Origin of the sequence: Sporomusa sp. KB1 (assembly GCF_007830295.1) — a bacterium.
GTDB lineage: Bacteria > Bacillota > Negativicutes > Sporomusales > Sporomusaceae > Sporomusa.
Map to the genome: position 1 here is coordinate 179,764 of NZ_VLKC01000001.1, position 23,247 is coordinate 203,010.

The window sequence follows — 23,247 nt, forward strand, 5'->3', positions numbered from 1 at the left end:
ACTTCTGTTTGATATTGTCAAACAGTGTTTTTATTTGTCTTTAATCATACTTTATCCTAACTAACAGTTGCTTGTCAATGTGAATATTTTTAAATATTCACATTTATAATAATTTTGGCAATAATTAACGATATTTTCGGACACCGCCCAAGTAAAAATTCGCCTAAACCATAGTTGGTTTAGGCGAATGCAAAGTGCAATTCGAAGATATGTGTTTTTTATGTTAAATCGAACTTATCCTACTCAAGCCTGTAGTTATGCTGAATAGGCTTCTTTTTTCTTTTTCTTCCAATGTAATTTAGCCACAATCCATTCCACAACCACAAACAATACCGGGATGAGAAAGATGCCAAAAGCCGTAGCAATCGTCATACCGCCAACAACCGCAGTGCCCATCGCCTTTCTTGCGCCAGCACCAGCACCGCTAGCCATCGCCAGCGGCAAACACCCAATAATAAAAGCGAATGAAGTCATCAGAATCGGTCGCAGACGCAATGCCGCAGCTTCGATAGCAGCTTTAACCGGGTCCATCCCCTTATCCACCCTGACTTTAGCAAATTCGACGATCAAAATGGCATTTTTAGCGGCTAAACCGATTAGCATAATCACTCCAATCTGCATATAAACACTGTTTTGCAGATTCATAGCAAACTGAGACAATAATGCCCCGAAAATGCCTGTTGGTACGGAAAGCATGACAGCATAAGGAACACTCCAGCTCTCATACAGCGCCGCCAGGCATAAAAAGACGAATACCAGGGCTAGCATCAATATTTGCATGGTTGTACTGCCTGCCTTCTTCTCCTCCCGGCTTTGCCCTGACCATTCCACGCTAAAACCGGAAGGCAGCGTTTCTTTAGCCAATTTTTCCATGGCAGCGAGAGACTGCCCGGAACTATAGCCTGCCCCTACAGAGCCGTTGATCTGAATGCTGCGCGCCGCATTGAAACGCGAAATAATGGACGGTCCTGTAGTTAGCTTAGGCTTTAATAAGGTATCTAGCGGAATCATAGAACCATTCGAAGAGCGGACATAGATAAAACGCGTCATATCCGCTTCATTGCGAAACATTGTATCTGCTTGCATAACCACTTTATAGGTACGGTTAAACATGTTGAAATCATTCACCTGGGAACCGCCGAAATTGACTTGCAGCGCTGTAAATACATCGTTTAACGCAATACCAAGATTTTTTACCTTTTCCCGGTCAACTTCGAACTCATAGCCGGGAGAATCACTTTTATACGTAGAGTATACTGCAGTCACTTCCGGCAGTTGGTTGGCAGCAAGCACAAATTTCTTTGTAATCGCATCCAGTTCTTCCTTACTATGGCCGGACATATCCTGCAATACCATAGTAAAACCGCCGACCATACCCAGACCTGGCAAAGAAGGAATGTTAAAGGCCATAATAGATGCTTCCGGAAACAGGCCCGTTTTGCTATAAACCTGAGTAATGAGGGAATCAATCTGGGTAGCGGGATCCTTTCGCTTACTCCACGGTTCGAGTCCAACAAAGAGGACGGAAGCGTTGGGTTTTACACCATTTGACAACATATCATAACCGTCAACTGAAATAACCTGATTGACACCTGGCAGTACTTTGATTTCTTCAACCAGCCGTCCGGTCACTGCCTGCGTTCTGTTCATACTCGCACCGTCCGGCAGATTAACAACCGTTGCAAAAAAGCCCTGATCTTCATCCGGTACAAACGTCGTCGGGACAATTTTGTATAAGTACACTGTTCCCACTAAGATGATCAATAAGAAAATACAACAATATTTTGCCTTGGAGATTAATGATTTCACCGTTTCACTATAAGCGCTGGTGGTTCGGTCAAACCAGTCATTAAAATTGCCAAAGAATCGACCTAAAACACTGCTTTTTACCTGTTCTTTATGTGGTTCTAATAACAAAGCACACAGTGCCGGGGTCAGCGACAAGGCGACTACCGCAGATAAAGCCATCGACACCGCAATCGTCAAGGCAAACTGGCGGTAGAGAACGCCCACCATGCCGCCGATGAAAGCAACCGGAATAAATACGGCGGCCAATACAAAAGCAATGGCAATAACCGGCCCCGATACTTCGTCCATTGCTCGTTTTGTGGCCTCCACAGGTGTCAGTTTACTATAGCGAATGTGATGCTCGACTGCTTCAATAACGACGATAGCATCATCGACAACCAAGCCGATTGCCAACACCATTGCAAACAGCGTTAATGTATTGATTGAAAAACCAAGAACAACAAAGGCACCAAACGTACCAATTAATGATACGGGGACGGCAAGCATCGGGATCAGGGTCGCCCGCCAGCTTTGCAGAAAAATAAATACAATGATCATAACGAGAGCCATCGCTTCAAGGAAGGTTTTAACTACCTCTGTCACAGATTCTGAAATATAATCCGTATTATCAAAAACAGACAGGTATTTCATATCCGGTGGAAAATTCACTGCCGCCGCTGCCACGGCCTGTTTTACACCTTGGATGGTATTCATTGCGTTGGCATCGCTGGTCAGTTGAATACCAGCCGCAACCGCATTGGCCCCATCCTGTTTTGTTGTATAATTCAATTCTTTCCCGGCATTCTCGATCCGCGCAATATCTTTCAGATAAATAAAGGAGCCGTTCGGCTGGGCCTTCACAATGATATTTTCAAAGTCGGCGATACTCGTTAAACGCCCCCGGACTTTAGCAGTATACTGAAACTCTTGTTTTTTAGGTACAGGCATAGCGCCGATTGTACCGGCCGGCGCCTGAACATTCTGTTCCTTGACGGCCTCAATTACGTCAGCAACCGTTAACCCCAGTTCTGCCATGCGATCCGGATTGATCCAGATGCGCCGGGAAAACTCCGCCCCAAAGACCATGACATCGCCGACGCCATTGACCCGCTTAATAGCATCCTTTAAATAAACATTGAAGTAATTAGTTAAAAATGTATTATCATAAGTACCTTTGGGTGAAAAGAAGCTCAGCATCGTAGCCATATCAGACGATGCTTTTTTGGTGGTAATACCAGCCGCGGTTACCTCTGTCGGCAAATTGGCATTGGCCTGTGCAACACTGTTCTGTACCTTAACGGCAGCGATATCCCCATCGACTCCGAGATCAAAGACAACTTCCAGACTGTACGTACCCGAATCATCAGAATTTGAACTCATATAGTTCATACCCTGTACACCGTTAATCTGCTCTTCCAAAACCTGGGCTACCGTCTGATTGACTACTTCGGCGTTCGCCCCGGTATATGTTGCCGATACCGATACAGTTGGCGGCTGGATCTGTGGATACTGGGCGATGGGAAGGCTCAGTCCGGCAATCGTTCCCGCTATTACTATCATAATCGCAATAACAATCGCAAAAATTGGACGCTCTATAAAAAATCTTGCCACAATTGTTCACACCTCCTATGAGTTAACCGATAACTCCAACTCTTCCGGAGTAACGATTGTCACATCAAGCGCCACTCCTTCCTTAACCTTTGTCAGTCCTTCTACAACCACGGTATCATTTACTGTCAATCCTTCTTTTACCAGATAATAACTGCCCACCTTTTCCCCCAGAATTACCGGACGGGGCTCCGCTTGATTCTCAGCATTGACAATCATGACAAGCGATTTATCCAAAACCTGCTGTACAGCCCGCTGTGGAACCAGCACCGCATCTTTTATTGGCACGCCAGCGATTTTAACTCTAGCAAACATGCCTGGGATTAAAATCTCATCTGGATTGGCAAAAGAAGCTTTTAACGTCAGAGTTCCGCTATTATTGGCCAAGCTTCTGTCCGCCTGTGTTACTTTTCCCTTTAACGGATACACTTCACCATTACTTAATGTAATCATGACATCCTCGCCCCAGCCGTGGCTAGCAATATTGTTTTGCGAAACCTGCCGCAAGCTAAGGTATTCATTTTCACTCATACTAAATTGTACAAACACCGGATCAAGAGTGCCTACCGTGACTAGCGTGGTACCCCCTGCCTGTACATAAGTTCCCACGCCGACATCATTTACATCAATGCGTCCGTCTACTGGCGAAACAACCAAAGTACTGTTTAGATCATCCTGAGCTTTTTTAATTAGTGCCTGGTAAGAAGCCACGACAGCTTCATTTTGGCGTTCGGTCGCTTTCTGAGTAGTCAAACGCTGTTCCGGAATGGCTGCCGCATTCAGCAGGCTTTGGTATCGCTCTGTATCAATCCGTGAATTTTCCCAATTAGCCTCGGCTTGTACCAGTTGCGCTTGAGCAGAAAGCAATGTGCTTTCATATTGAATGCTGTCGATGCGAAACAATGGTTGACCCTTTTTAACGATGTCACCGCCGGAAACCATTTTTTCGACAATATTGCCTGACACGCGCGCCTGAATTTTCACTTCATTTTTTCCCTGTACCTGTCCTGCATATTCACTGGCTTTCGTTACATCCTGCTGGATAACCTTTACGGCTTTAACCGGCACTGCTGTTTCCTGCACCGTCATCTTCGTGCCGCCACATCCTGTAATGATCAAACAAATCAGTATAGCACTCAATCCTACACAGTAATTCTTCCTGAACTTTGCTGAAAACACAATTTTCCAACCTCCCTATTTGTTACTGATATTGCAGCATTGCTTTGCTGCACACCAAATTATATCGGCAAGCAGCCTAACAGACTCCTAAAATTGACAATTTTGGAGCTATTAAACTATAATAGACTATACAGTAACTGTATAGTCAAGAGGAGATTTTACATCATGTATGATTTTTTACAAAAAAAATTTACTACCGGGCAATTTGCTGCTCTGTACGGCATTAACAAGCGCACCTTGATGTATTATGACAGCATTGATTTATTTAAACCGGCTATCGTGGAAAAAAACGGCTATCGCTATTATACCTATGGACAAGGCTGTCTTTTCGACGTGATTCAACTGCTGCGCAAACTCCGTCTTCCATTGGAAGAGATCAAAAAACATCTGACACATTGCACTCCACAAAAGACACGAACATTGCTGTATAATCAAAATCACATTCTGGAGCAAGAAATTGCCGAGCTTATGTGGCTGCAAAAGGTTGTACAGAATAAGCTTCGCAGCATGGAAGCAAACCTGGATATGGATTATTCTAAAATCGAAATTATTGAATCTAAAGCGCGAGCAATCGTAGTCAGCGAACCGGCTTTCGAAGTATCCATGGAACAATCAATGAAAGTTATGCTGAAATTTATGCATGACTGCTATCATACCCGGACCTATAATGGATACCCCCTTGGCTATATGATGGATGCTGAAAAAGTGCAACAGGGAAATTTCAGCCAATTGACCAATTGCTTTTACCATATTGATGAGAATAACAGCGAAGCTATGAATCGGACGTATAAGCCTGCCGGCCGTTACCTTGTTGGTTATTACAGAGGGCCTTGGACGGAGATGGACCCAGCCTTTCAACAACTTGTAGACTATGCAAATAATCACAGTCTTACCTTCATTGGACACGCCTATCTGGAAAGTATCCTGGATGATACTACGGCAGCCGTTGAAGATCCCTACTATTGCGAAGCTAAAATTTCAATTTTATTGAAGTGACCATATTTATCCTTGACATTATTTTTCAGCTACTTTATAATTTGAACATAATTCAAATTATTGAGGTGTACTATGGCCAGACCACCGCAAGATCCCCAAATTCGCATCAACGAAATCTTAGATACTGCCGATCAGCTATTTTTTACCAGAGGCTACCATGCAACCACCATCAGCGACATTGCCAAAAAAATGGGTGTAGCACAGGGAACGCTTTATTACTATTTTAAATCAAAGGAACAAGTATTAGAAACTCTTCTGGATCGACACGCCGCTTTCCTGATCTCAGAAATTAAAAATATATATTGTCTTACCACCACTCCTGCGGAAAAAATAGCCTTAGTAATTTCCGTCGCATTACATAGAGCCAATTATAAAAACGGATTGCTGCTCAATATGCTATATGATGCTCAGAATTTGCAACTTAAAGAGAAATTATTTCACCAACTCGAGCTGGCGCTCTCTCCCTGGCTGTTAAAAATCATAGAAGAAGGAATCGCCAATCAGGATTTTTTCGTGCCTTACCCGCCGACCGCCGTAGATTATATTCTAGTCATCGCGGACTTTTTAAGTAAAGCACTCTATCAAAAGACTTCTGACGAGATTTTGACTTCTCGTTTAACAATGGCAGAAGCTCTTATTGAAAAAGCATTAGGCGCACAGGAAAAAACCATTCATATCACGCCAACCGGATAAACTAAAACATAATCCCGGAAAAAATTCCGCCATACCCAATTGGGATGAGCGTTTTTTAGGACAGTTAATTGAATAAAGTCAACTAACTATTAACTCTAGCTCAATGCAAAACTAATCAGCAGCGTAAATTTATTAATCATCACCATCAATCTGGAGGTCATATAATATGAAACGTAACGCGCTAATACTCTTTATTTTATTTTCCTATCTTTTAGCCTGCTCTGCAGTCCCAGTTGCTGCCAAACCTATCATCACGGCCGATACCACCTATTATGATGCAGATACCGGACTCTATCTATTAAAAGGCAATGTACGCGTTGAAGTTGGCAGCCGCGTAATAACAGCCGGTCAGGCCAAAGTCAGCCTCAGTTCGATGGAGGTCTGGGGCTCAGACGGCATCACCCTTACCCAGGATAGCATTTATCTTACCGCCGACAGCGTTTACGTCTACGGTACCCAGCACAAAGCGGTACTTAGCGGCGGTGTGACTTTATCGCAGCCCGATATCACCATCACCGCTGATACAGCAGACTACAACTGGCGCACCAAACTCGGAACATTTACCGGCAATGTACAGGTCACGCAAGGCCCTGACACATGGTCCGCGGATTCTGTAACCTACAATACTAAAACCGGTACGCTGGAGTAGTCCGACTAGGGCTATCCACCTTAAGACAAACGAGAGCTGCGAGGTGATATGAATTGAAACGGTTCTTACTGCTATGCCTTATTACGTGCCTGCTGGCCTACTTTCCGGTCACAGCCTCTGCCGGAGTGAAAGAAGATTATGAAGAAGCCTATACGCTCTACCTTACCGCCGCTGCCAGCGCGGCGGCCTACAGCGGCCGGATCGGCGAGTTAGCCAATCGCTATCTGGAACAGGACGGCTGGCAAATTGATCATTACATTCAGTCCCAGGGCCATACCGGCGCCCGCTACCTGATTGCTCAAAAAGAAGGTGTCCCCTACTATCTGGTAGCCATTGTCGGCACGGAAAACGATAGGGATATTAAAACCAATCTCAAGTTTGATAAAGTATATTTTGCTGGCAGCAATGAGGAAGAATGCGCTGTCAATGCCTCTAAGAAAGATGTTCCCGGCACTGAACCTAAGGTTCACAAAGGATTTAATCAATTTGTACAAGCCGGCCTATCAGCTGTCTTACGCAATCCCCGGCAGGTTAGTCTCTCGCTTCCCGACTTACTCTTATCTGACCCAACCCGCAAATTATACTTAACCGGTCACAGTCTCGGCGGCGCAGCCGCCACTTTGGCCGGGGCCAGACTGCTTAGCGTAGGCGTTAACCCGGAGCAGTTGAAAGTCATTACCTTCGGTGCGCCTGCCGTAGGCAATGCTGCGTTTGCCGCTAAATTCGGCCCAAACCTCCAGTTGGTACGGATCGTCAATTCCGGCGATGCGGTACCTGGAGTCTTGCAAACCCTGGTTGGCGGCTATCAGCAGTTTGGCCGGGAAATTAAATGGTACCCACCCGCTACAGTGGAAGATGGTCATCAATTGATCGGCTACATAGATTCTGCAATAAAAAACTATTATGACAAACGCCGTCTGGCTATTGCGGACGGAATACAGCTACCTATCCCGTCCGTTGACAAACAAATAAATCCCGGACGCGTCTATATCGCCCAGCTCGTCAGTAACCTTCCTGCTGGTTTGACAGAAGACTTTTTATACATGCAGGAAGCGTTACTGGATGAATACCAACAGGCATTGCCGGACCATGTCACAGCTGCTACTCAGGCAGACTGGCGGGAGCCAGCCAGTACCGCTGGCTGCCGGTGGGCCATTGTCTCCGATGTAAGTGCCATGCGGATAAAACAAGAAGAGAACAACACCTACCGCATTACACTAACACAAACTGTCTATGATGTTACAACCGGTACCGTCGCCGCCACTGCCACTTTTTCAACTGCAACCTATAACCTGACTCCCCTGGAAGCCTTCATTCATACGTTTAAAGGTATGAAAGCTCATTTGGAAGATCGGTTTGTTTACAAAAACGAAATGATCTCCCCTGATCATTTCACGGCCTTATCGAAAAGCCTTTTATAAAAATGCCTGCAAGGCTTTTATACCCTCCACATGCGCTTTGCTTCATCGTTACTTACTATGAGGAATCTTTTGGACCTTCCCTACCCACAGGTAATTCGTACAATACAACAATCATGGGAAAATTATCATCCAAAGCCAATCCACAGACAATACAATACATTCCCAAACCGGGAATCCGCCAAATGCGCAATATTGTTTAGCCCAGCAAAACAGGGTCCAAATCCTTGAAACTCAAAGATTTGGATCCTGTTTTTAGTTGGCTTGAGATAATCCTTACTCTTTTAATATTCTCATTGCATAAGCAATAAATTTTCGTACCGCCGGTGAAGCTGCCTTTATAGACGGAATGGCGATTCCCAACGTAATACTTTGCAAAGACGCTATATGATATTCTCGATGGTGCAGCTGTTGGAACAAGGTTTATCGGCAAGCAGCAGGCATCTCAAGATTAAAAAGGAGAGCACAATGAATTTCTTTATTTTGAAGAGACCGTCCCAATAGTAAAATTGCAATCTGAAAATTGGGGAATGCATAATCAAAAAAAACCGCAAGCCTATGCACCTATATTGTTGTACAGCTTGCGTTTTCTTATAAGAATAAAGCTTACCATGGATTGTTACTTTTGAGCAGCCGCGCGGGATTGCCCTTCCCCATGAATTTCAATCGTGGCCCACAGCTTGGATGGCAGAGCCAATTATCTTTTTGTATATTATTTCTTTAATCCTTCAATGAAAATTCGCCGTAATCCCTGTAGAATTCTTTCAGTCCCAAAGCTTTGATCCTGTGCATGAAAATCAGTGTTTTGGAGTGCAGACAGTAAGACTTCAACAGTATATAAAACGTCCGTCTCTGCTGCTATTTCCTCCTCTTGGATAGCTTCATTCAATAAATTTCTACAGGTGTCACGCATCCATTTAAATAACGGCGATTGCAGCGGACGATATCCGGGTGTAGCTCGGTTAATTGCACAAAGCCAGGGAGACTTGGTCTCCAAGAAAGCAACAAATATAACAATTACCCGATAGAAACGCTCCAAAGAAGAACCATCAGTAGCTTGGACCAGATATGCTTTTACTTCATCAAATAATGGCTGACACTCTTCGCGCACAATATCCATACAAACATCGCCTTTTTCCTTATACCGGCGATATAAACTTGCTTGCCCAACTTCAGCCATTTTCGCAATCTGATGCATGTTGACGTTTTCAACGCCATGTTCGCTAAAGAGTGCTTTGGCTGATTCCAAAATTCGCCGTCGCAATAATTCGTCCTTTGGATTTTTCGAATATTCTTGTTCTTGTGTTTTAACTTTATTCATTATATCCCGCCTTCTTTGGAATGAAAAAATATATAGATTATCTATTGACATGCGGACAATTTGTCCGCTATAATTTACTCAGGACAAATTGTCCGCATTAAAATTATAGCAAATTTCTCATACAAAAGCAATTTGATTCGAGGAGGCAGTGCAGATGAAAGAATTAGATTCCCAGCTTTCCTTCGCCACGATCTATGATTTGGCGAAAATGATCCAGACACGCGAATTGTCCCCAGTTGACCTTACTGCGCTCGCACTTGAGCGCAGTAAGCGGCTAAACCCAAAGTTGAACGCATTCGTTACCCAAACAGCCGATCTTGCGATACAACAGGCAAATCAGGCAGAAAAAGAAATTATACAGGGACAATATAAGAGCCCCCTGCACGGTATACCGATCGTGCATAAAGACCTTTACTACACCAAAGGCATCCGGACAACAGCTGGTTCTAAAATACTGAAAGACTTCGTCCCCGATTACGACGCGACTGTCGTAGTCAAATTGCGTGAGGCCGGAGCTGTGCTACTCGGTAAAGTTCAAACACACGAGTTCGCTGCAGGCATGACGACAAGCAGCGAACACTTTGGCCCTTGCCGCAATCCATGGAACCTTGACCTGGTTCCCGGAGGATCAAGCGGCGGTTCAGGAGCCGCCGTGGCCGCAGGACTAGCTTATTTGGCTACAGGGTCAGATACAGGCGGATCAATCCGCATTCCGGCCGCCTGCTGCGGAGTTGTCGGGATGAAACCGACCTATGGCCGGGTTAGCCGCTACGGTATCATTGAAATGGCATGGTCGCTCGACCACGCCGGCCCTTTGACCCGTAGCGTAATGGATGCCTCTTTGTGTCTGGATATAATGTCTGGTCGCGATCCGAAGGACAAAGAGACGGTTGACCTCCCAGTTCCCGGGATTCGGGTATATCCGAATGAACTGAAGGGTATACGTATTGGTCTGCCAATGCAACATTATTACGAAAATTTGGACCCTGATGTAGAAACTATTATGCAAGCGGCAATAAATAAACTCCGTGAACTTGGAGCAAACATCGTCGAAGTCGATCTACCATTAATTAAGCAGGTTCAAAGTGCCGCCATGGACATCATGATGGGTGAAATGTTTGCAGTCCATAAGCGTTGGTTTGAAACGTGTCCTAATGATTATGGTTCTGATGTACGGATGTTTCTCGATAGCGGCAGCCAACTCCAGTTATCCGCTTATCTGCAGGCGCAACGGACTCGTCAAACATTTGTGGACGACTTTCTTAACGCATTATCCGGAGTCGATGTACTGCTTACACCAGCAACACCGCTGACTGCACCACGCGCCGACAATTACGAGGATGCGCTCCGGTTGACAAACTTTACTGCGCAGACCAATCTGACAGGCATGCCCAGCCTATCAATGCCTTGTGGCTTTTCTCCCTCCGGGATGCCTGTTAATATGCAATTGATCGGCCGGCCTTTTGACGAAGCAACCGTACTCGGTATCAGCTATGTTTATGAATTAAACACCGACTGGCATACAAGGCACCCTGATTTGTAGTCTGAATAAACTCCGTGGAAAGACATAAACCTGCATGATTCTGTAAGGCGGCTAACAAAAGCTGCGTCGACTTGTTTAAAACAGCTTTTTACTAAAAATAAATAAATAATCTTAAAAACGAAGGGTGATGACCTATGACAGTGAAAAAAATGTATTTGTTACCTGCCGGTTCCTGTTATCTCGATCAATCCTTAGTCAATCAAAACCTTGAATCCGGCAAATTATTAGAAATGCCGGTGTGGTCTTTCCTGTTAGAAACAAGTGACGGTCCCCTGTTAATTGATACCGGCATGCCTGATAGCTTTGTCGATAATCCTGATTATTACAAAGGCACTCGCAGGGAAGGACGCTGTGTCCCCAAGATGAGGGAAAAGGATAGAATTGTAACTATTCTAAAACGTGTTGGTTACCAGCCTGATGATATACAGACAGTTATTAGCTCTCACTTACACCTGGATCATGCAGGCGGAAATGGCCATTTCCGCAATACGCCAATTATCATTCAGCGTGCGGAGTATGATGCTGTCATGAAAAATTCAGATTACTCACCGCCGGAGTGCAGGCTTCCTGATTTAAAATACCAAATCATTGAAGGCGACTATGAAGTTGCACCCGGAATTAAAATTCTATCTACACCAGGCCACTCTCCAGGGCATCAATCTGTACTTGTAACAACCATACAGTCGGGACCTATATTACTGACAATTGATGCCGCCTACAACAAAAATATATTTGAAAATAATATACCGTTTTTATCATTTGATTTTGCCCAGGCTTCAAAATCAAATCAACGTCTGCATGAAATAGTTCAAGAAGTCCGACCTTCCAGCATTTTCTTCGGTCATGATAAATCGCAAATAGAAAACTTGCGTACATTCCCCGAATTCTTCTAAGGTAAATCGTTCTTATGGACAGTACATCTATCTCTTTGATCAAAAGTGACCGCAAACTAATTGGCATACTTTGCTTGCTTTTCTTATTTGGAAATATGAATATAACAATGTTCAATTTGGCAATACCATCAATTGCCGCGTCCTTTACACTCACTTCTTCGCAGGTGAGCTGGGTAATGGTCGGCTATAGTATTTTGATGGCAATTGGAGCCGGAACGTATGGAAAATTAACAGAGTCGTATTCTATTCGGCATTTGTATGTCATTGGATTATTTCTTTTTGCCATCGGCTCTATTGTTGGCTTTTTGACAACTTCCTACTGGCAGGTAATCGGCGGCAGACTATTACAGGCAGCAGGCGCGTCAGCCATTTCCCCTCTTTCCTATGCACTTGCAACCGTATATTTTGGTCCGGGAAATAGAGGGCAAGCTCTTGGCGCGCTGTCCGCCTCCATTGCTTTTGCATCCGGTTTCGGACCTGTGTTTGGCGGATTTATCGAGCAATACGCCGGCTGGCATGCCTTGTTTCTGGTATCCGGTTCAAGCTTTTTGGTTGTCCCTCTAATCCTCAAGTATGTTCCAGACCTGGAACACACCCGAGGGTCCTTCGATATTTTCGGAGCAGTTCTGTTTTCGGCAGGATTGGCATGTCTACTGTTAGGCGTAACGATGAATTGGCTATACCTTTTTATCGGCGCTGCACTTCTTGCAGGGTTTGCTATTCATATCCCAAAAACACCCCAGCCTTTTATTCAAGCATCATTCCTAAGAAATGCTCCTTTCCTGCGTATCTTGTGGATAGGCTTTCTTACTTTTGTATGTAACACTGGATTATTCTTTCTACTGCCGTTAGTAATGAAGCACACCTTTCACTTGCCGTCGAGTACAATTGGCCTACTTATATTGCCAGGTGCCGCTGCTGCTGCCATTCTCGGATTTTCTATTGGCCGCTGGACTGATCATTATGGGAGTTCATGGATTCTTAAAATTTCCCAATACTCCCTTATCGGCGGATTTATTCTTCTGGGTCTGTTTGTCAACCTGCCACCATGGGTCGATGCCCTTGTAGTCATTATTCTTATGCTTGCGTTTAATGGCCTTTTGACTGCCAGTGGAAATTTAGTGTCAACAACGCTGTCCGCATCAGAACTTGGTATAGGCATGGGTATTTTTACACTATTTTATCTTCTGGGCGGAGCCTTCGGCCCTGCGTTAGCCGGACGGCTAATCGACTTGAATATTCCTTTTTCCATCATTTATTATATCTTTGCTATGCTAGGAGTTTTATCTTACTGCTTAATCCCAAAAACAAAAAGCTAAAGAAATATAAAAAGAAAGCGCTTTATTGTGAAAAACATTGAGATTTACCAGTTTCACGTGCAAAATATAATTCCGAAAATTTACATGTAATTTTAAAATTCATCATTTATCGCTCTTTTCCTTCACCTTTCAGCCGATTAACAACATGTTTTTATAATTAACCATTTTTGCGCAAAAGGCCACCGGCATCACCGGCAGCCTCCCTGCAAGAACTGTACAACCATCCCAATAGCCATCAGCCCGCTAACCAGCACCACCAGCCAGAACACCGGCAGCAACAAACTGTGATCGGCACAATACCGGATGCTCGGCCGGTCATCCCGCTCCAGCGCGTTCCAGTAACAAATCCACAGCGCGGCCTCTACCCGCCATCGTCTCACCAAATAGTCCCACATACTACGCACCTCCCGCTCATCGTCAGCGGCTCCCCGCCGCCGTCACTCTCAGAAAGAGCGCGGGAGTAAAAATTTCTGACGACGGTAAAATTCTGGCGCGGCACACCGTGTCACCCACAGGGGCGCAGCGAAAGCGGAGCAGGCGCAGCCTTGACCGGTGTGATACTATGAGAAAACCGGCGGCGGGGTAACTCAGTCATACGCCTTTCGTAGCTCATGGTAAGCCGTCTGACCTGACTGCCAACAATATATCAGAACAGGTTCTACTCGGCAGCCGATAAATGTTATGCAATACCCACATCTTTTACCGCAGGTATGATTTTCTCTCGACCGGTTGCATATTTTACAATCTGTGGCTATAATATAAGAAAAGGACTGACGTGTTGCAAGCACGCCAGCCCCATAGGTTGTCTAACCGGAAACGGTTAGCCTCGGTTTTGATTATTAGGAAATAACCGCAGTCCTTGGCTATGAAGAGAACCCCTTTTGTTAGACAAAAACAAGTCTACTAAAAGGGGTTTTTTCTATGCCTAAAAAGATGTACAATACGGAATTAAAATTAGAGATTGTTCAAAAATATCTACAAGGAAGTGTCGGTGTAAAACAGCTCGCCGAAAAATATCATATTGGTTCAAAGGCAGATATACAAAAATGGGTTGCTGCTTATCGGGAAAACGGTATTTCCGGATTATGTACAACCCATGGAACTTATACTGGTGATTTTAAGATTTCTGTCGTAGAATATATGCATAACAAGGGAGCGACCCTTTTGATTTATCATCGCTTTCATGGATAGTTCTCCTGAAACGCATTAGAGACATCTTAGTCAAAAGGTTGGGTCTCCAAATAGATGAGGGTATACCGACGAATAGAACAAGCAGTTATAGTCCAGGTTCTAAGGTTTTATTATTTGCGTTTACGGTCTTGAAGCGAACTGTAAATGAAATTGTGATGGAAAAAAACGATAAGCATCTCAATTATAGACTTTCAATATTTTTGGCTCAAAACGATTCGAAAGTTTATGTGATAACAATCATAAAATATCATAATTTAGGAGGACGAAGCTATTTTGGGCTAATAAAGCCTTTTCACCAACTTATTGTCTATTCTTTAGTCAAAAAGAATTTAAGTTTAACAACCTGAGAGGAATATTGGGTTCTGATGTTTTCTCACTAAGACGGCTGGCTGCACGCCCGCATTGCCGTCCTGCGCGGCGTAGAGGGCAATATGGCCGTCTCGCGCCGCCCAGTGGGGCCTGCTGACGCTCAACGACTCTTAATTAGGCTTTCTCAATAAATTGAAATTACTCCTTGCGCTTATGGTTTACCTGGTATACAATAATAAAAGGTTACATTTTTCCAGCTAAGGAGGGCTAAATGAATGGGTAGTCAAAGTGAAACCATCATTGACATCATGACTCGCATTATCAATAAAGCCTCATCACTTATGACAGAACCCCGCCATTTTGGAACAGATGATATCTTGTACGCCTCCGAAATTCACATGCTGGATGTCATCGGCAGGAACCCGGGAATTAACGTTACAGAACTTGCTGATAAGTTAGGGATAACCAAGGGAGCCATTCCTAAAATTATCCGCAAACTCCTTGATAAAGACTTGATTTGCCGTTATCAGACCAAAGACAATAAAAAAATGGTCCTGTTTGAACTCACTGCTAAAGGCTGTACTGCTTTTCAGCATCATATTGAATGGCATCAAAAATTCGATAGCGGCATCATGCAAAAACTTGATTCGCTAGATAAAACAGAACTTCTTTTTTTAAGTAATATTATGTCCGATATCGAAAAATACGTTGATAAAATAAAGCAGGTGTAATAAAAATTTGCCATTATGTTTACCAAGTAAACATAATGGTTATGTACGCCTTTGTAATTGGTACTGACACAAGTAAAAACAAATTATGTGCAGGCACTCTATGATTACCATGCCAGCAAAGCACAATTGGACAAAGCCCTGGGGGGACATGTCCAGTAACTGTCTTTCATTACGCGCTAAGGAGTGATAAGCCATGCCGGAAACACAAAGATCAGAAAAACGGAAACGCATTATTGTAACAGGAATGTTGCTTCTGCTCGTCGGCCTCGCCGGTGGCGGATGGTGGTGGTATCAATCCACAAAAGTGGTTAGTACCGACGACGCCAGGATCAGCGGCACGATTGTCAGCGTGAGTTCAAAAATCCCCGGCCGCATAGCCGAAGTCCTGGTCAAGGAAGGCGCGACAGTGACGACCGGACAGCTTCTGGCCAGAATTGACGGGCGCGACGCAAGCGTTCAAAAAAGCCAGGCTGAAGCGGCGCTGGCCGCGGCAAAAGCCGGCTACGATGCCCTGGTGTCGGGATCCCGCCCCCAGGAAATCGACCAAGCGCGGGCCGAACTGGAGAAGGCGCACGCCGCCACAGCGCAATCTCTGGCTTCTTTGCAAAATGCCGAAAAAACCTATCAGCGAATGAACCAATTGTATGCGGACGGAGTCATAAGCGCCAGCCAAATGGATAATGCCGAAGCCGCCTATTTGATGGCGAAAGAAGGCTGGCGAGCAGCCGGCAAAGCCGCCGACAGCGCAATGCATAATTTGGCCCTGGTCGTGTCCGGCTCCCGCGAGGAAGATATCCGCACCGCAGCAGCCCTGGTCAAACAAGGCGAGGCGAATTTGGCGGCGGCTCAGCTCACGGTGGAGTATACTGACATCTTATCGCCGGTGGATGGCGTAGTCGCCTTAAAAGCCGTCAACACCGGGGAAGTGGTTACCGCCGGCCAGACATTATTTTCCGTTGTTGACAGCAACGATCTTTGGCTGAACGCCCGGATTGAAGAAACTAAAATCGGCAAGATTAAACCAGGTCAAAAAGTGAACTACACCATTGATGGCTATGCGGGCCGTAGGTTTACCGGCCAAGTCTATGAGGTTGGCATCGCGACGAATTCCACCTTCGCCCTGGTCCCCACGGAAAACACCTCCGGCAATTTTACTAAAGTAACCCAGCATATTCCAATCAAGATCACCTTGCCGGCAAACAGCAGCGGTATCATTTTTCGTCCCGGCATGCAGGCGCTGATTGCCATTCACCTGCAATAAGAGAAAATAGAAAGGAATATAATGGATGATGATTCCGCGATTGGCAATAGACAATGAGCGTTACAAATGGGCCGCTCTCGGTGTTACGTTGATCGGCGGCTTTATGAGCACCCTGGATACAAGTATCATCAACGTCGCCGTCCCCAAAATGATGGCCGCTTTTGCGGTGGGAACGGAAGACGCGCAGTGGATATTGACTGCTTACATGCTGACCATGGGTGTTCTTCAGCCAGCCAGCGGCTACTTGTGCAATTCCTTCGGCACCCGCCGGATGTACTTGCTGAGTTTGTTTATTTTTACGGTCGGCTCTCTGCTCTGCAGTCTGGCCTGGAGCGACAGCAGCATGATTGTATTTCGGATTGTGCAGGCCCTGGGCGGGGGATTAATTCTCCCCGTCGGCATGTCCATCGTCCTGCAGAATTTTTCTCCCGCCGAACGCAACCTTGCCATGGGAATATGGGGTATTTGCGTGGCCGTCGCCCCGGCAATCGGCCCGACGCTGGGCGGATACCTGATTGACGAATGGAGTTGGCACTATATCTTTACAATTAACCTTCCCATCGGCATCCTTGGTTATCTGCTGGCTGCACTGACCCTAAAAGAAAGCCGCACTGCCCCGGACCTCAAATTTGATTTTGCCGGTTTTATTTTCTGCGCAACCGGCCTGTTTTGCCTGCTGCTGGCGTTAAGCAAAGGCGTGGACAAAGGCTGGGATTCCTTCTACATCATCAGTCTTTTATACACCGCTTTTGCCACCTTAACCCTGTTTGTGCTGATTGAACTGAACACGGATGCTCCCCTGCTCGACTTATCCCTGTTTCGCGACTGGAACTTTATGCTGGGCAATATCTTTAGCTTCATCAATTACACTATATTATTGGGAAGTTTATTTCTGATCCCACTCTTTTTTCAAAACATACTCAACTATACGGCCATGCAGACCGGCCTGTTGCTGCTGCCGGCCGGTTTGATCAGCGGGGCGCTGATGCCGGTCGCCGCCAAAGTTGCCGATAAAATCGGGACAAAGCCTGTGGTCATTTTCGCCTCCTTATGCGCCATGGCCGGGACATTCCCTTTGATGTACCTTGATCTTGACACCAGTCCTGCCTATGTCCTTTTTATCCAGCTATTCCGCGGCATCTTCGTCGGCTGCTCGATTATCACCGTCACTGTCTTGAGCATGAGCAGGGTACCCCGTGAAAAAATCAGCCAGGCTTCCGCGATCAATAATACCATCCGCCAGGTCAGCGGCTCTTTTGGCATCGCCGTATTATCGACCGTGCTGCAAAATCGTCAGATTTACCACCTGGATACCATTGCTTCCCATATCAATATCACCTCAAAGGCAACCGTCGATCTGCTTGCCTATGGAAAACAGCTGTTTATGCGGCAAGGCAGCACCGAAGCCTTGGCCCAGCAACAGGCACTGGTTCTGATTAACGGGCTGGTGAAAAAACAAATGACTGTATTTTCCTTCGATGACGCTTTCTGGGTCTTAGGGATATTTGCCGTATTCTGTCTGCTGGTGTCCCTGCTGTTAAAAGCAGCGCCAATAACGAAAACTAAGACCGATTAATCCTTTTTAGGCTTGCGAATGTGGTCCATCGAACCTAGAAATCGAAAACAACCTGGTGCAATTGATTATATTTCCCCATCAGGCCACTTTTGTGTCTACGGGGCGGGACGGGCGAGGCCGCGGCAGGAAACAAACGGCGGTTACCGCTTGGTCAGGCGAGTGGCGGCAGTTGGCCCGGTGGAGCGGTTGGTTGCTACCGTTCTTTGTTTTCATCCCCGACGGTCGGCAAGCCGTCCGGTTGGGTCGGCCGGTGGTGTTTCGGCCGGTCTGGCCGGAGTGTCCTGCCGGGGCCCCGCGCAGCGTGCGGGGCCAGCCGCTGGTGGCAATTATTTTTTCATCCTATAGCGGTGGTGTCTTAACCATTTACAAACCTGCGGTTTCATGCTATGCTAAAATCATCTTATCTGCGAAGGAGCTGTATGAATGATTGCTCGGTCTGTAACGGTGCTATTCAACTAAATAGTTGAATAGGCTGCTTAAACAGACAGGGGTTCCCCCTGTCTGTTTAAGTTTGCCTGTTCCGTAAGTTGCCGGCATTGCCGCCGGTGCTTTCGGGCTGTCCTACAGACTGCTTCCATCAATCAACGAATACGGCCGGGAGAACACGGAAAATCCGTGCTTTATTTTAGTGCCGAAAGCCAGGTGTAACAGGTCTGTCCTGTTATGCTTTTTTATTTTATCGCCAAGGGTTTATGATGCCCGCAGAAGCATGTCGCTCTTGCCCAAGAGAGGCAGTCCGTCTTCTGCGGGCATTTTTTCGTCAATTGTGCTTTTCCGCCACTGTCGGACGACAGGCGGAAAGGCAACATCGTTACAGAAACGGAGATGACCGGAATTGAATAGTATTACAGTCAATAAGTTGAGTAAAGAATATCGGTATTTTGAAAAAGCCGCCGGCTTAAGAGGCTCCATCCAGTCGCTGTTTAGGCGGCAAACCAAGGTAAGGCAGGCTTTGTCGGACTTTTCCTGCACCATCGGTGAAGGCGAATTTGTCGGCCTGATGGGGCCGAACGGCGCCGGCAAAACGACGCTTATCAAGCTGCTGACCGGGATTATTCAGCCAACCGGCGGGCAGGTGACGGTAAACGGCTTTTGCCCCGCCAAAGGCGAAGCCACTTTTAAGAAAAGCTTCGCTTTGGTGATGGGGCAGAAATCACAGCTATGGTGGGATTTGCCGGCCAGCGACAGCCTGTTGCTGACTAAGGCCATCTATGCGATACCCGACAGACAGTACCGGGAGGCGCTCGCCTATTTTACCGGCTTGTTTGCCGTGGAAAATATCCTGTCCATTCCTGTGCGCAAGCTGTCGCTGGGAGAGCGGATGAAGCTGGAGCTGATCGCCGCCCTGCTGCATTCACCCCGGCTGCTGCTCCTGGATGAGCCGACCATCGGCCTGGATGCCGTTGCTCAGCGGCAAATCAGGGACATGCTCAAAACCGCCGGCCGGGAGCGGGGCGTCACCCTGCTCCTAACCTCCCATTACACCGAGGATTTGCTGGAGCTGACCAAGCGCTGCATTGTGCTGCGCAGTGGGCGAAAAATCTATGACGGCGATTTGCAGCAATTATTAGCCAGGCACAGTCTGGCCAGCACCATTACGGTTGCCTTCTCCGCCGCGAAAAAGCTCCCCGCGCTGGCCGGAGCGGAAATTCTGCAGCAAAGCGAGTATGCCGCTGTCATCCGCACCCCCAAGCAGCAGGTCGAAAATTGCCTGCAACAGGTGCTGGCTTTGTCTGACATCGCGGACATCAAAATTGTCGATGAGGATGCGACACTATTAGTGGAAAGGGTGTATCAGGGCGTATGAAAAAATATAGCTTCATCATCAGCAGTGAATGGAAAAATTCTCTGGCCTACCGCGGCGACACCTGGCTGACAGCCATTTTCAGCGTGTTCACTGTTGTCCTGGCCTACCTGTTGTGGAGCGCCGTGTTTGGCGGCGCGGACACACTGAACGGTTTTACCCTGCAGCAGATGACCACCTATTATCTGCTGGCCGGCATGCTCGCCCCGCTGACCCAGAGTGACGGGCTGTTGCAGGATTTTGCCGCTGAAATCAGGGGTGGCGGCTATGCCAAGTATCTGGTCAAGCCGTTGTCACCGCTCGGCTATTTCCTGGCCGCCGGCTTGGCCAGGGCATTCTTGCCGCTGCTGGCGTCAATCGCCGTACTGTCCGTTGCCCGTTTAGGATTTGCGGACGCCTTCGCGGTCATTCAGCCGGTCCATGTCCTCCAGGCGCTGCCAGTTATTCTGCTGGGGTCGCTGTTCAGCATGCTGACCGGGCACCTCATCGCAATGACCACCTTTACCTTGACTGACGTCGAGTTTATTTTCGTGCTGCAGAATGTGATTAAGGCCTTTCTGGCCGGCGCCGTCATTCCTCTGAATATGGTCTTTGGCGACAGCCTGCCCCTGTGGTCGCCCTTCTCTTATCTCACGTATTATCCGGTGCTGTTATGCCTGGGCAAGGCGGCAATACCGCCGCTTACCGCCGCTGGCGTGCTGGCCGGCTGGGTGCTGGCGGCGCTGGCGCTTTGCCTGGCGCTGCAAAAACGGGCTCCCAGACGCTTTGAGGGGGTGGGCTTATGAGCAGGCAGACCGTTCATACTCTGAAAGTCATCGCCACCCTGGCCAAGCTGCAGATCAGCACCGCCATGATGTACCGCGTCAGCTTCTGGGGCGCCTTCCTGGTCGATTTGACCGTATTTTCCATCCAGCTATTATTTTTCGGCGTACTGGCGCAAAACGGCGGCATCGGCGACTGGAACCTCCACCACCTGACGGTGTTTACCGGTGCCTTTATTGCCCTTGACGGACTGTATATGGGCACCTACTTCTTCGGCGTCATCGCGCTGCCCGATAAAATCCGCACGGGCGCGCTGGATTTGGCCCTGGTCAAACCGGTCAACGCGCTGCTGTATACCAGCTTCGGCCATGTCAATCCGGGCGCGCTGGCGCTGTCCGCCGCCGGGCTGGGGATTGCCGCCTTTGGCGGAGCCGGACTCGGCGTCCTGTCCGTTGGCAATGGACTGCGGTTTATCATCGTGCTCCTCTTTATGTACCTGCTGATGTATGCATTAATGGTGTGCCTGCGCACGGCGTCCTTCTGGCTGACCAGGGTGAATGCCTTTCAGCAAATGGAGAGTGCCCTGGTCGAGTTTTCGTTCCGACTGCCGGCGCCCGCTATTCACGGGGCCTGGAAACTGCTGTTGTATGTCCTCCTGCCCTATGGACTGATGGCCAATATGCCCGCCCAGGCGCTGTTTTCCCCTTTTGGCCTGCAGGAATGGCTGTTGTGCGCCGGCGTTACCGCCTTTTTTCTGGGGCTGGCGCTCTGCTTGTGGCACGTGGGCCTGAAGCGCTATGACAGCGCCAGCAGCTAACGGCCTCTTACGCTAGACAAGGCTGTACGTTGATTGACGTACAGCCTTGTCTAGGTGCGCTAACCAGCTACCTGCCGGGTCCTCAATATTCCGGGCCAGGTTCAGCCGCCCGGCGTCTTAACCGGCGGAGCCGCCGCCAGCGCTTCCTGCTCGCGGATGCAGCTTTCTTCCTCCGGCTCCACCGGCCGGCCTTGCTATCACCTTTCATAAACTCCGGCATGACCATGCCAGCCGACTCTCGGAAAACGGTGTCAGCATCAAGGACGCCCAGTACCGACTCGGTCACAGCACGACTCAAATGCTTCTCAATGTCTACACCCACAGGATATCCGGCGGCCAGGAAAAAATCGCCTTATGGCTCAATTCTTCCTTTCCGGCTGCCCCGACCGACCATGAAACACCACTACAATGAAAATGTACAAAAAGCAATTCGGCCGCGTTGTTGTCACGGTTGTTGTCAAATTGCTATAAAAACGACAAAAAAGGCTTTACGAAAGTATCGTAAAACCCTTGAAATATCTATGGCGACCCCGGCAGGATTCGAACCTGCGGCCTTTTGATTCGTAGTCAAACGCTCTATCCAGCTGAGCTACGGAGTCTTTTTTATTATTACAGCCTTCATTTAAAAACCGTAAGCCAGTTTCTGTTTTAGGAAATTATTTATCTAACGCAGGAACTGCGTTCTTCCTTTTGGTTTGATTCCCTTCAGGAAGTTCCCCTACCAAAATTTGGGTTTCTGCCTCGTGGAGTTTACCACTTTTCACTAGACTGTCGCCAGTCTACTCATTCTCTGTGCACTTTAGGGCTACTTTCGGCTGCATGAGTCGATTTTGCCGTCGTCAGAGCTTAGCTCTGCCCCAGCTTGCGCCGGGCACGAACACTACAACCATCTCAGGTTGTGGCAGTCTGGACTTTCCTCAACACTGCAATAAAGCAATGCCGCAATTTCCCGTATTTAAAGAAGGCTGGAATTTTCAGTAACTTATTGGTATTAATTATTGGTTGCCCAAAATGTCGTCTCTTTGTATGTCCAAACCTGCATCTAGCAGGTGGGTATCCTAAGATATGTTTTTGACCTCCACTCTAAGGTGGCTCGACAGCCGCATACCATTGAATTCCCTATATAGTAAAGTAGGTTGGACATAGCTAAGATAACATGCATTCCAGACATTTTTTGGAGGCGACACCCAGATTTGAACTAGGGGATCAAGGTCTTGCTAACCTTAGCCTTACCACTTGGCCATATCGCCATCATTTCGGATTTATTATTATATCAGATCACTTTAATTATGTCAATTAAGAAAACAGTCTCTGGTCGGAGCGGCAGGATTCGAACCTGCGACCCCCTGGTCCCAAGCCAGGTACTCTACCAAACTGAGCCACGCCCCG

Annotated in this window: 22 protein-coding genes, 3 tRNA genes and 2 other RNA genes; 17 read left to right on the top strand and 10 right to left on the bottom strand. The window is 47.2% G+C overall.

The features are described from left to right. Positions 1 to 255: 255 nt before the first annotated feature. Complete coding sequence (locus SALPA_RS00735) at positions 256 to 3,399, bottom strand: efflux RND transporter permease subunit (RefSeq protein WP_145088531.1); 3,144 nt, start codon at positions 3,397 to 3,399, stop codon at positions 256 to 258. Between the two features lie 15 nt (positions 3,400 to 3,414). Next, a complete protein-coding gene (locus SALPA_RS00740; RefSeq protein ID WP_145088533.1) occupies positions 3,415 to 4,575 on the bottom strand; it encodes an efflux RND transporter periplasmic adaptor subunit in 1,161 nt (386 codons plus the stop codon). A gap of 165 nt (positions 4,576 to 4,740) precedes the next feature. Between SALPA_RS00740 and SALPA_RS00745 the strand changes: the two genes are divergently transcribed. The 4 genes from SALPA_RS00745 (at position 4,741) to SALPA_RS00760 (ending at position 8,334) form a co-directional block, all read left to right on the top strand. Further along, positions 4,741 to 5,571: a MerR family transcriptional regulator gene (locus tag SALPA_RS00745; RefSeq protein ID WP_145088535.1), complete on the top strand. Its 831-nt coding sequence runs from the start codon at positions 4,741 to 4,743 to the stop codon at positions 5,569 to 5,571. 72 nt (positions 5,572 to 5,643) lie between these two features. Beyond that, positions 5,644 to 6,264 carry a TetR/AcrR family transcriptional regulator gene (locus SALPA_RS00750; protein WP_145088537.1) on the top strand — a complete coding sequence of 207 codons (621 nt, stop codon included), beginning with the start codon at positions 5,644 to 5,646 and terminating at the stop codon, positions 6,262 to 6,264. A 166-nt stretch (positions 6,265 to 6,430) separates the two neighbouring features. Next, complete coding sequence (locus tag SALPA_RS00755; protein WP_145088539.1) at positions 6,431 to 6,913, top strand: LptA/OstA family protein; 483 nt, start codon at positions 6,431 to 6,433, stop codon at positions 6,911 to 6,913. 53 nt (positions 6,914 to 6,966) lie between these two features. Next, complete coding sequence (locus SALPA_RS00760; RefSeq protein ID WP_145088541.1) at positions 6,967 to 8,334, top strand: lipase family protein; 1,368 nt, start codon at positions 6,967 to 6,969, stop codon at positions 8,332 to 8,334. A 709-nt stretch (positions 8,335 to 9,043) separates the two neighbouring features. Here the strand turns inward: SALPA_RS00760 and SALPA_RS00770 are convergent. Beyond that, complete coding sequence (locus SALPA_RS00770; RefSeq protein ID WP_145088543.1) at positions 9,044 to 9,652, bottom strand: TetR/AcrR family transcriptional regulator; 609 nt, start codon at positions 9,650 to 9,652, stop codon at positions 9,044 to 9,046. A 154-nt stretch (positions 9,653 to 9,806) separates the two neighbouring features. Between SALPA_RS00770 and SALPA_RS00775 the strand changes: the two genes are divergently transcribed. From SALPA_RS00775 to SALPA_RS00785, 3 genes are all read left to right on the top strand, one after another. Further along, on the top strand, positions 9,807 to 11,195 hold the full coding sequence (locus SALPA_RS00775; protein ID WP_145088545.1) for an amidase: 1,389 nt from the start codon (positions 9,807 to 9,809) through the stop codon (positions 11,193 to 11,195). Between the two features lie 134 nt (positions 11,196 to 11,329). Next, entirely contained in the window at positions 11,330 to 12,088 is a 759-nt protein-coding gene (gene aiiA / locus SALPA_RS00780) for an N-acyl homoserine lactonase AiiA (RefSeq protein WP_145088547.1), read from the top strand. Positions 12,089 to 12,102: 14 nt separating this feature from the next. Next, positions 12,103 to 13,407: an MFS transporter gene (locus SALPA_RS00785; RefSeq protein WP_145088549.1), complete on the top strand. Its 1,305-nt coding sequence runs from the start codon at positions 12,103 to 12,105 to the stop codon at positions 13,405 to 13,407. A gap of 188 nt (positions 13,408 to 13,595) precedes the next feature. On the opposite strand, the gene SALPA_RS00790 is transcribed toward SALPA_RS00785, so the two are convergent. Next, on the bottom strand, positions 13,596 to 13,802 hold the full coding sequence (locus tag SALPA_RS00790; RefSeq protein ID WP_145088551.1) for a hypothetical protein: 207 nt from the start codon (positions 13,800 to 13,802) through the stop codon (positions 13,596 to 13,598). 526 nt (positions 13,803 to 14,328) lie between these two features. Here SALPA_RS00790 and SALPA_RS00795 point away from each other — a divergent pair. The 9 genes from SALPA_RS00795 (at position 14,329) to SALPA_RS00835 (ending at position 21,858) form a co-directional block, all read left to right on the top strand. Beyond that, positions 14,329 to 14,598 (top strand): helix-turn-helix domain-containing protein, encoded by a 270-nt coding sequence (locus tag SALPA_RS00795; RefSeq protein WP_145088553.1) that lies wholly within the window; start codon positions 14,329 to 14,331, stop codon positions 14,596 to 14,598. Between the two features lie 38 nt (positions 14,599 to 14,636). Next, positions 14,637 to 14,945 carry a DUF2867 domain-containing protein gene (locus tag SALPA_RS32465; protein WP_370516693.1) on the top strand — a complete coding sequence of 103 codons (309 nt, stop codon included), beginning with the start codon at positions 14,637 to 14,639 and terminating at the stop codon, positions 14,943 to 14,945. Positions 14,946 to 15,182: 237 nt separating this feature from the next. Next, positions 15,183 to 15,638 (top strand): MarR family transcriptional regulator, encoded by a 456-nt coding sequence (locus tag SALPA_RS00805; protein ID WP_145088555.1) that lies wholly within the window; start codon positions 15,183 to 15,185, stop codon positions 15,636 to 15,638. A gap of 193 nt (positions 15,639 to 15,831) precedes the next feature. Then, positions 15,832 to 16,899, top strand: a complete 1,068-nt coding sequence (locus SALPA_RS00810; protein ID WP_145088557.1) for an HlyD family secretion protein — start codon at positions 15,832 to 15,834, stop codon at positions 16,897 to 16,899. A gap of 25 nt (positions 16,900 to 16,924) precedes the next feature. Then, positions 16,925 to 18,475 (top strand): DHA2 family efflux MFS transporter permease subunit, encoded by a 1,551-nt coding sequence (locus SALPA_RS00815; protein ID WP_145088559.1) that lies wholly within the window; start codon positions 16,925 to 16,927, stop codon positions 18,473 to 18,475. Between the two features lie 18 nt (positions 18,476 to 18,493). Further along, positions 18,494 to 18,820, top strand: coding sequence for a hypothetical protein (locus SALPA_RS00820; RefSeq protein ID WP_145088561.1), 327 nt, complete (start codon positions 18,494 to 18,496; stop codon positions 18,818 to 18,820). Between the two features lie 490 nt (positions 18,821 to 19,310). Next, entirely contained in the window at positions 19,311 to 20,282 is a 972-nt protein-coding gene (locus SALPA_RS00825) for an ATP-binding cassette domain-containing protein (protein WP_145088563.1), read from the top strand. Then, positions 20,279 to 21,064, top strand: a complete 786-nt coding sequence (locus SALPA_RS00830; protein ID WP_145088565.1) for an ABC-2 family transporter protein — start codon at positions 20,279 to 20,281, stop codon at positions 21,062 to 21,064. The genes SALPA_RS00825 and SALPA_RS00830 overlap by 4 nt, the downstream gene beginning before the upstream one ends. After that, positions 21,061 to 21,858: an ABC transporter permease gene (locus SALPA_RS00835; protein ID WP_145088567.1), complete on the top strand. Its 798-nt coding sequence runs from the start codon at positions 21,061 to 21,063 to the stop codon at positions 21,856 to 21,858. Before SALPA_RS00830 ends, SALPA_RS00835 begins: the two co-directional genes overlap by 4 nt. A gap of 82 nt (positions 21,859 to 21,940) precedes the next feature. Here the strand turns inward: SALPA_RS00835 and SALPA_RS00840 are convergent, their stop codons facing one another. Continuing rightward, a complete protein-coding gene (locus SALPA_RS00840; RefSeq protein ID WP_145088569.1) occupies positions 21,941 to 22,156 on the bottom strand; it encodes a hypothetical protein in 216 nt (71 codons plus the stop codon). Here SALPA_RS00840 and SALPA_RS32470 point away from each other — a divergent pair. After that, positions 22,055 to 22,270 carry a tyrosine-type recombinase/integrase gene (locus tag SALPA_RS32470; protein ID WP_145089751.1) on the top strand — a complete coding sequence of 72 codons (216 nt, stop codon included), beginning with the start codon at positions 22,055 to 22,057 and terminating at the stop codon, positions 22,268 to 22,270. The two genes, SALPA_RS00840 and SALPA_RS32470, sit on opposite strands and share 102 nt — an antisense overlap. Positions 22,271 to 22,380: 110 nt before the next feature. Here the strand turns inward: SALPA_RS32470 and SALPA_RS00850 are convergent. The 5 genes from SALPA_RS00850 to SALPA_RS00870 all read right to left on the bottom strand — a co-directional run bounded on the left by SALPA_RS00850 (position 22,381) and on the right by SALPA_RS00870 (position 23,247). Continuing rightward, positions 22,381 to 22,457, bottom strand: a tRNA-Arg gene (locus SALPA_RS00850). A 28-nt stretch (positions 22,458 to 22,485) separates the two neighbouring features. Next, an RNA gene (rnpB, locus tag SALPA_RS00855) (RNase P RNA component class B) lies at positions 22,486 to 22,815 on the bottom strand. 42 nt (positions 22,816 to 22,857) lie between these two features. Then, positions 22,858 to 23,031, bottom strand: a non-coding RNA gene (gene ssrS / locus SALPA_RS00860) — 6S RNA. Positions 23,032 to 23,033: 2 nt separating this feature from the next. Beyond that, positions 23,034 to 23,108, bottom strand: a tRNA-Cys gene (locus tag SALPA_RS00865). A gap of 62 nt (positions 23,109 to 23,170) precedes the next feature. Continuing rightward, positions 23,171 to 23,247, bottom strand: a tRNA-Pro gene (locus SALPA_RS00870).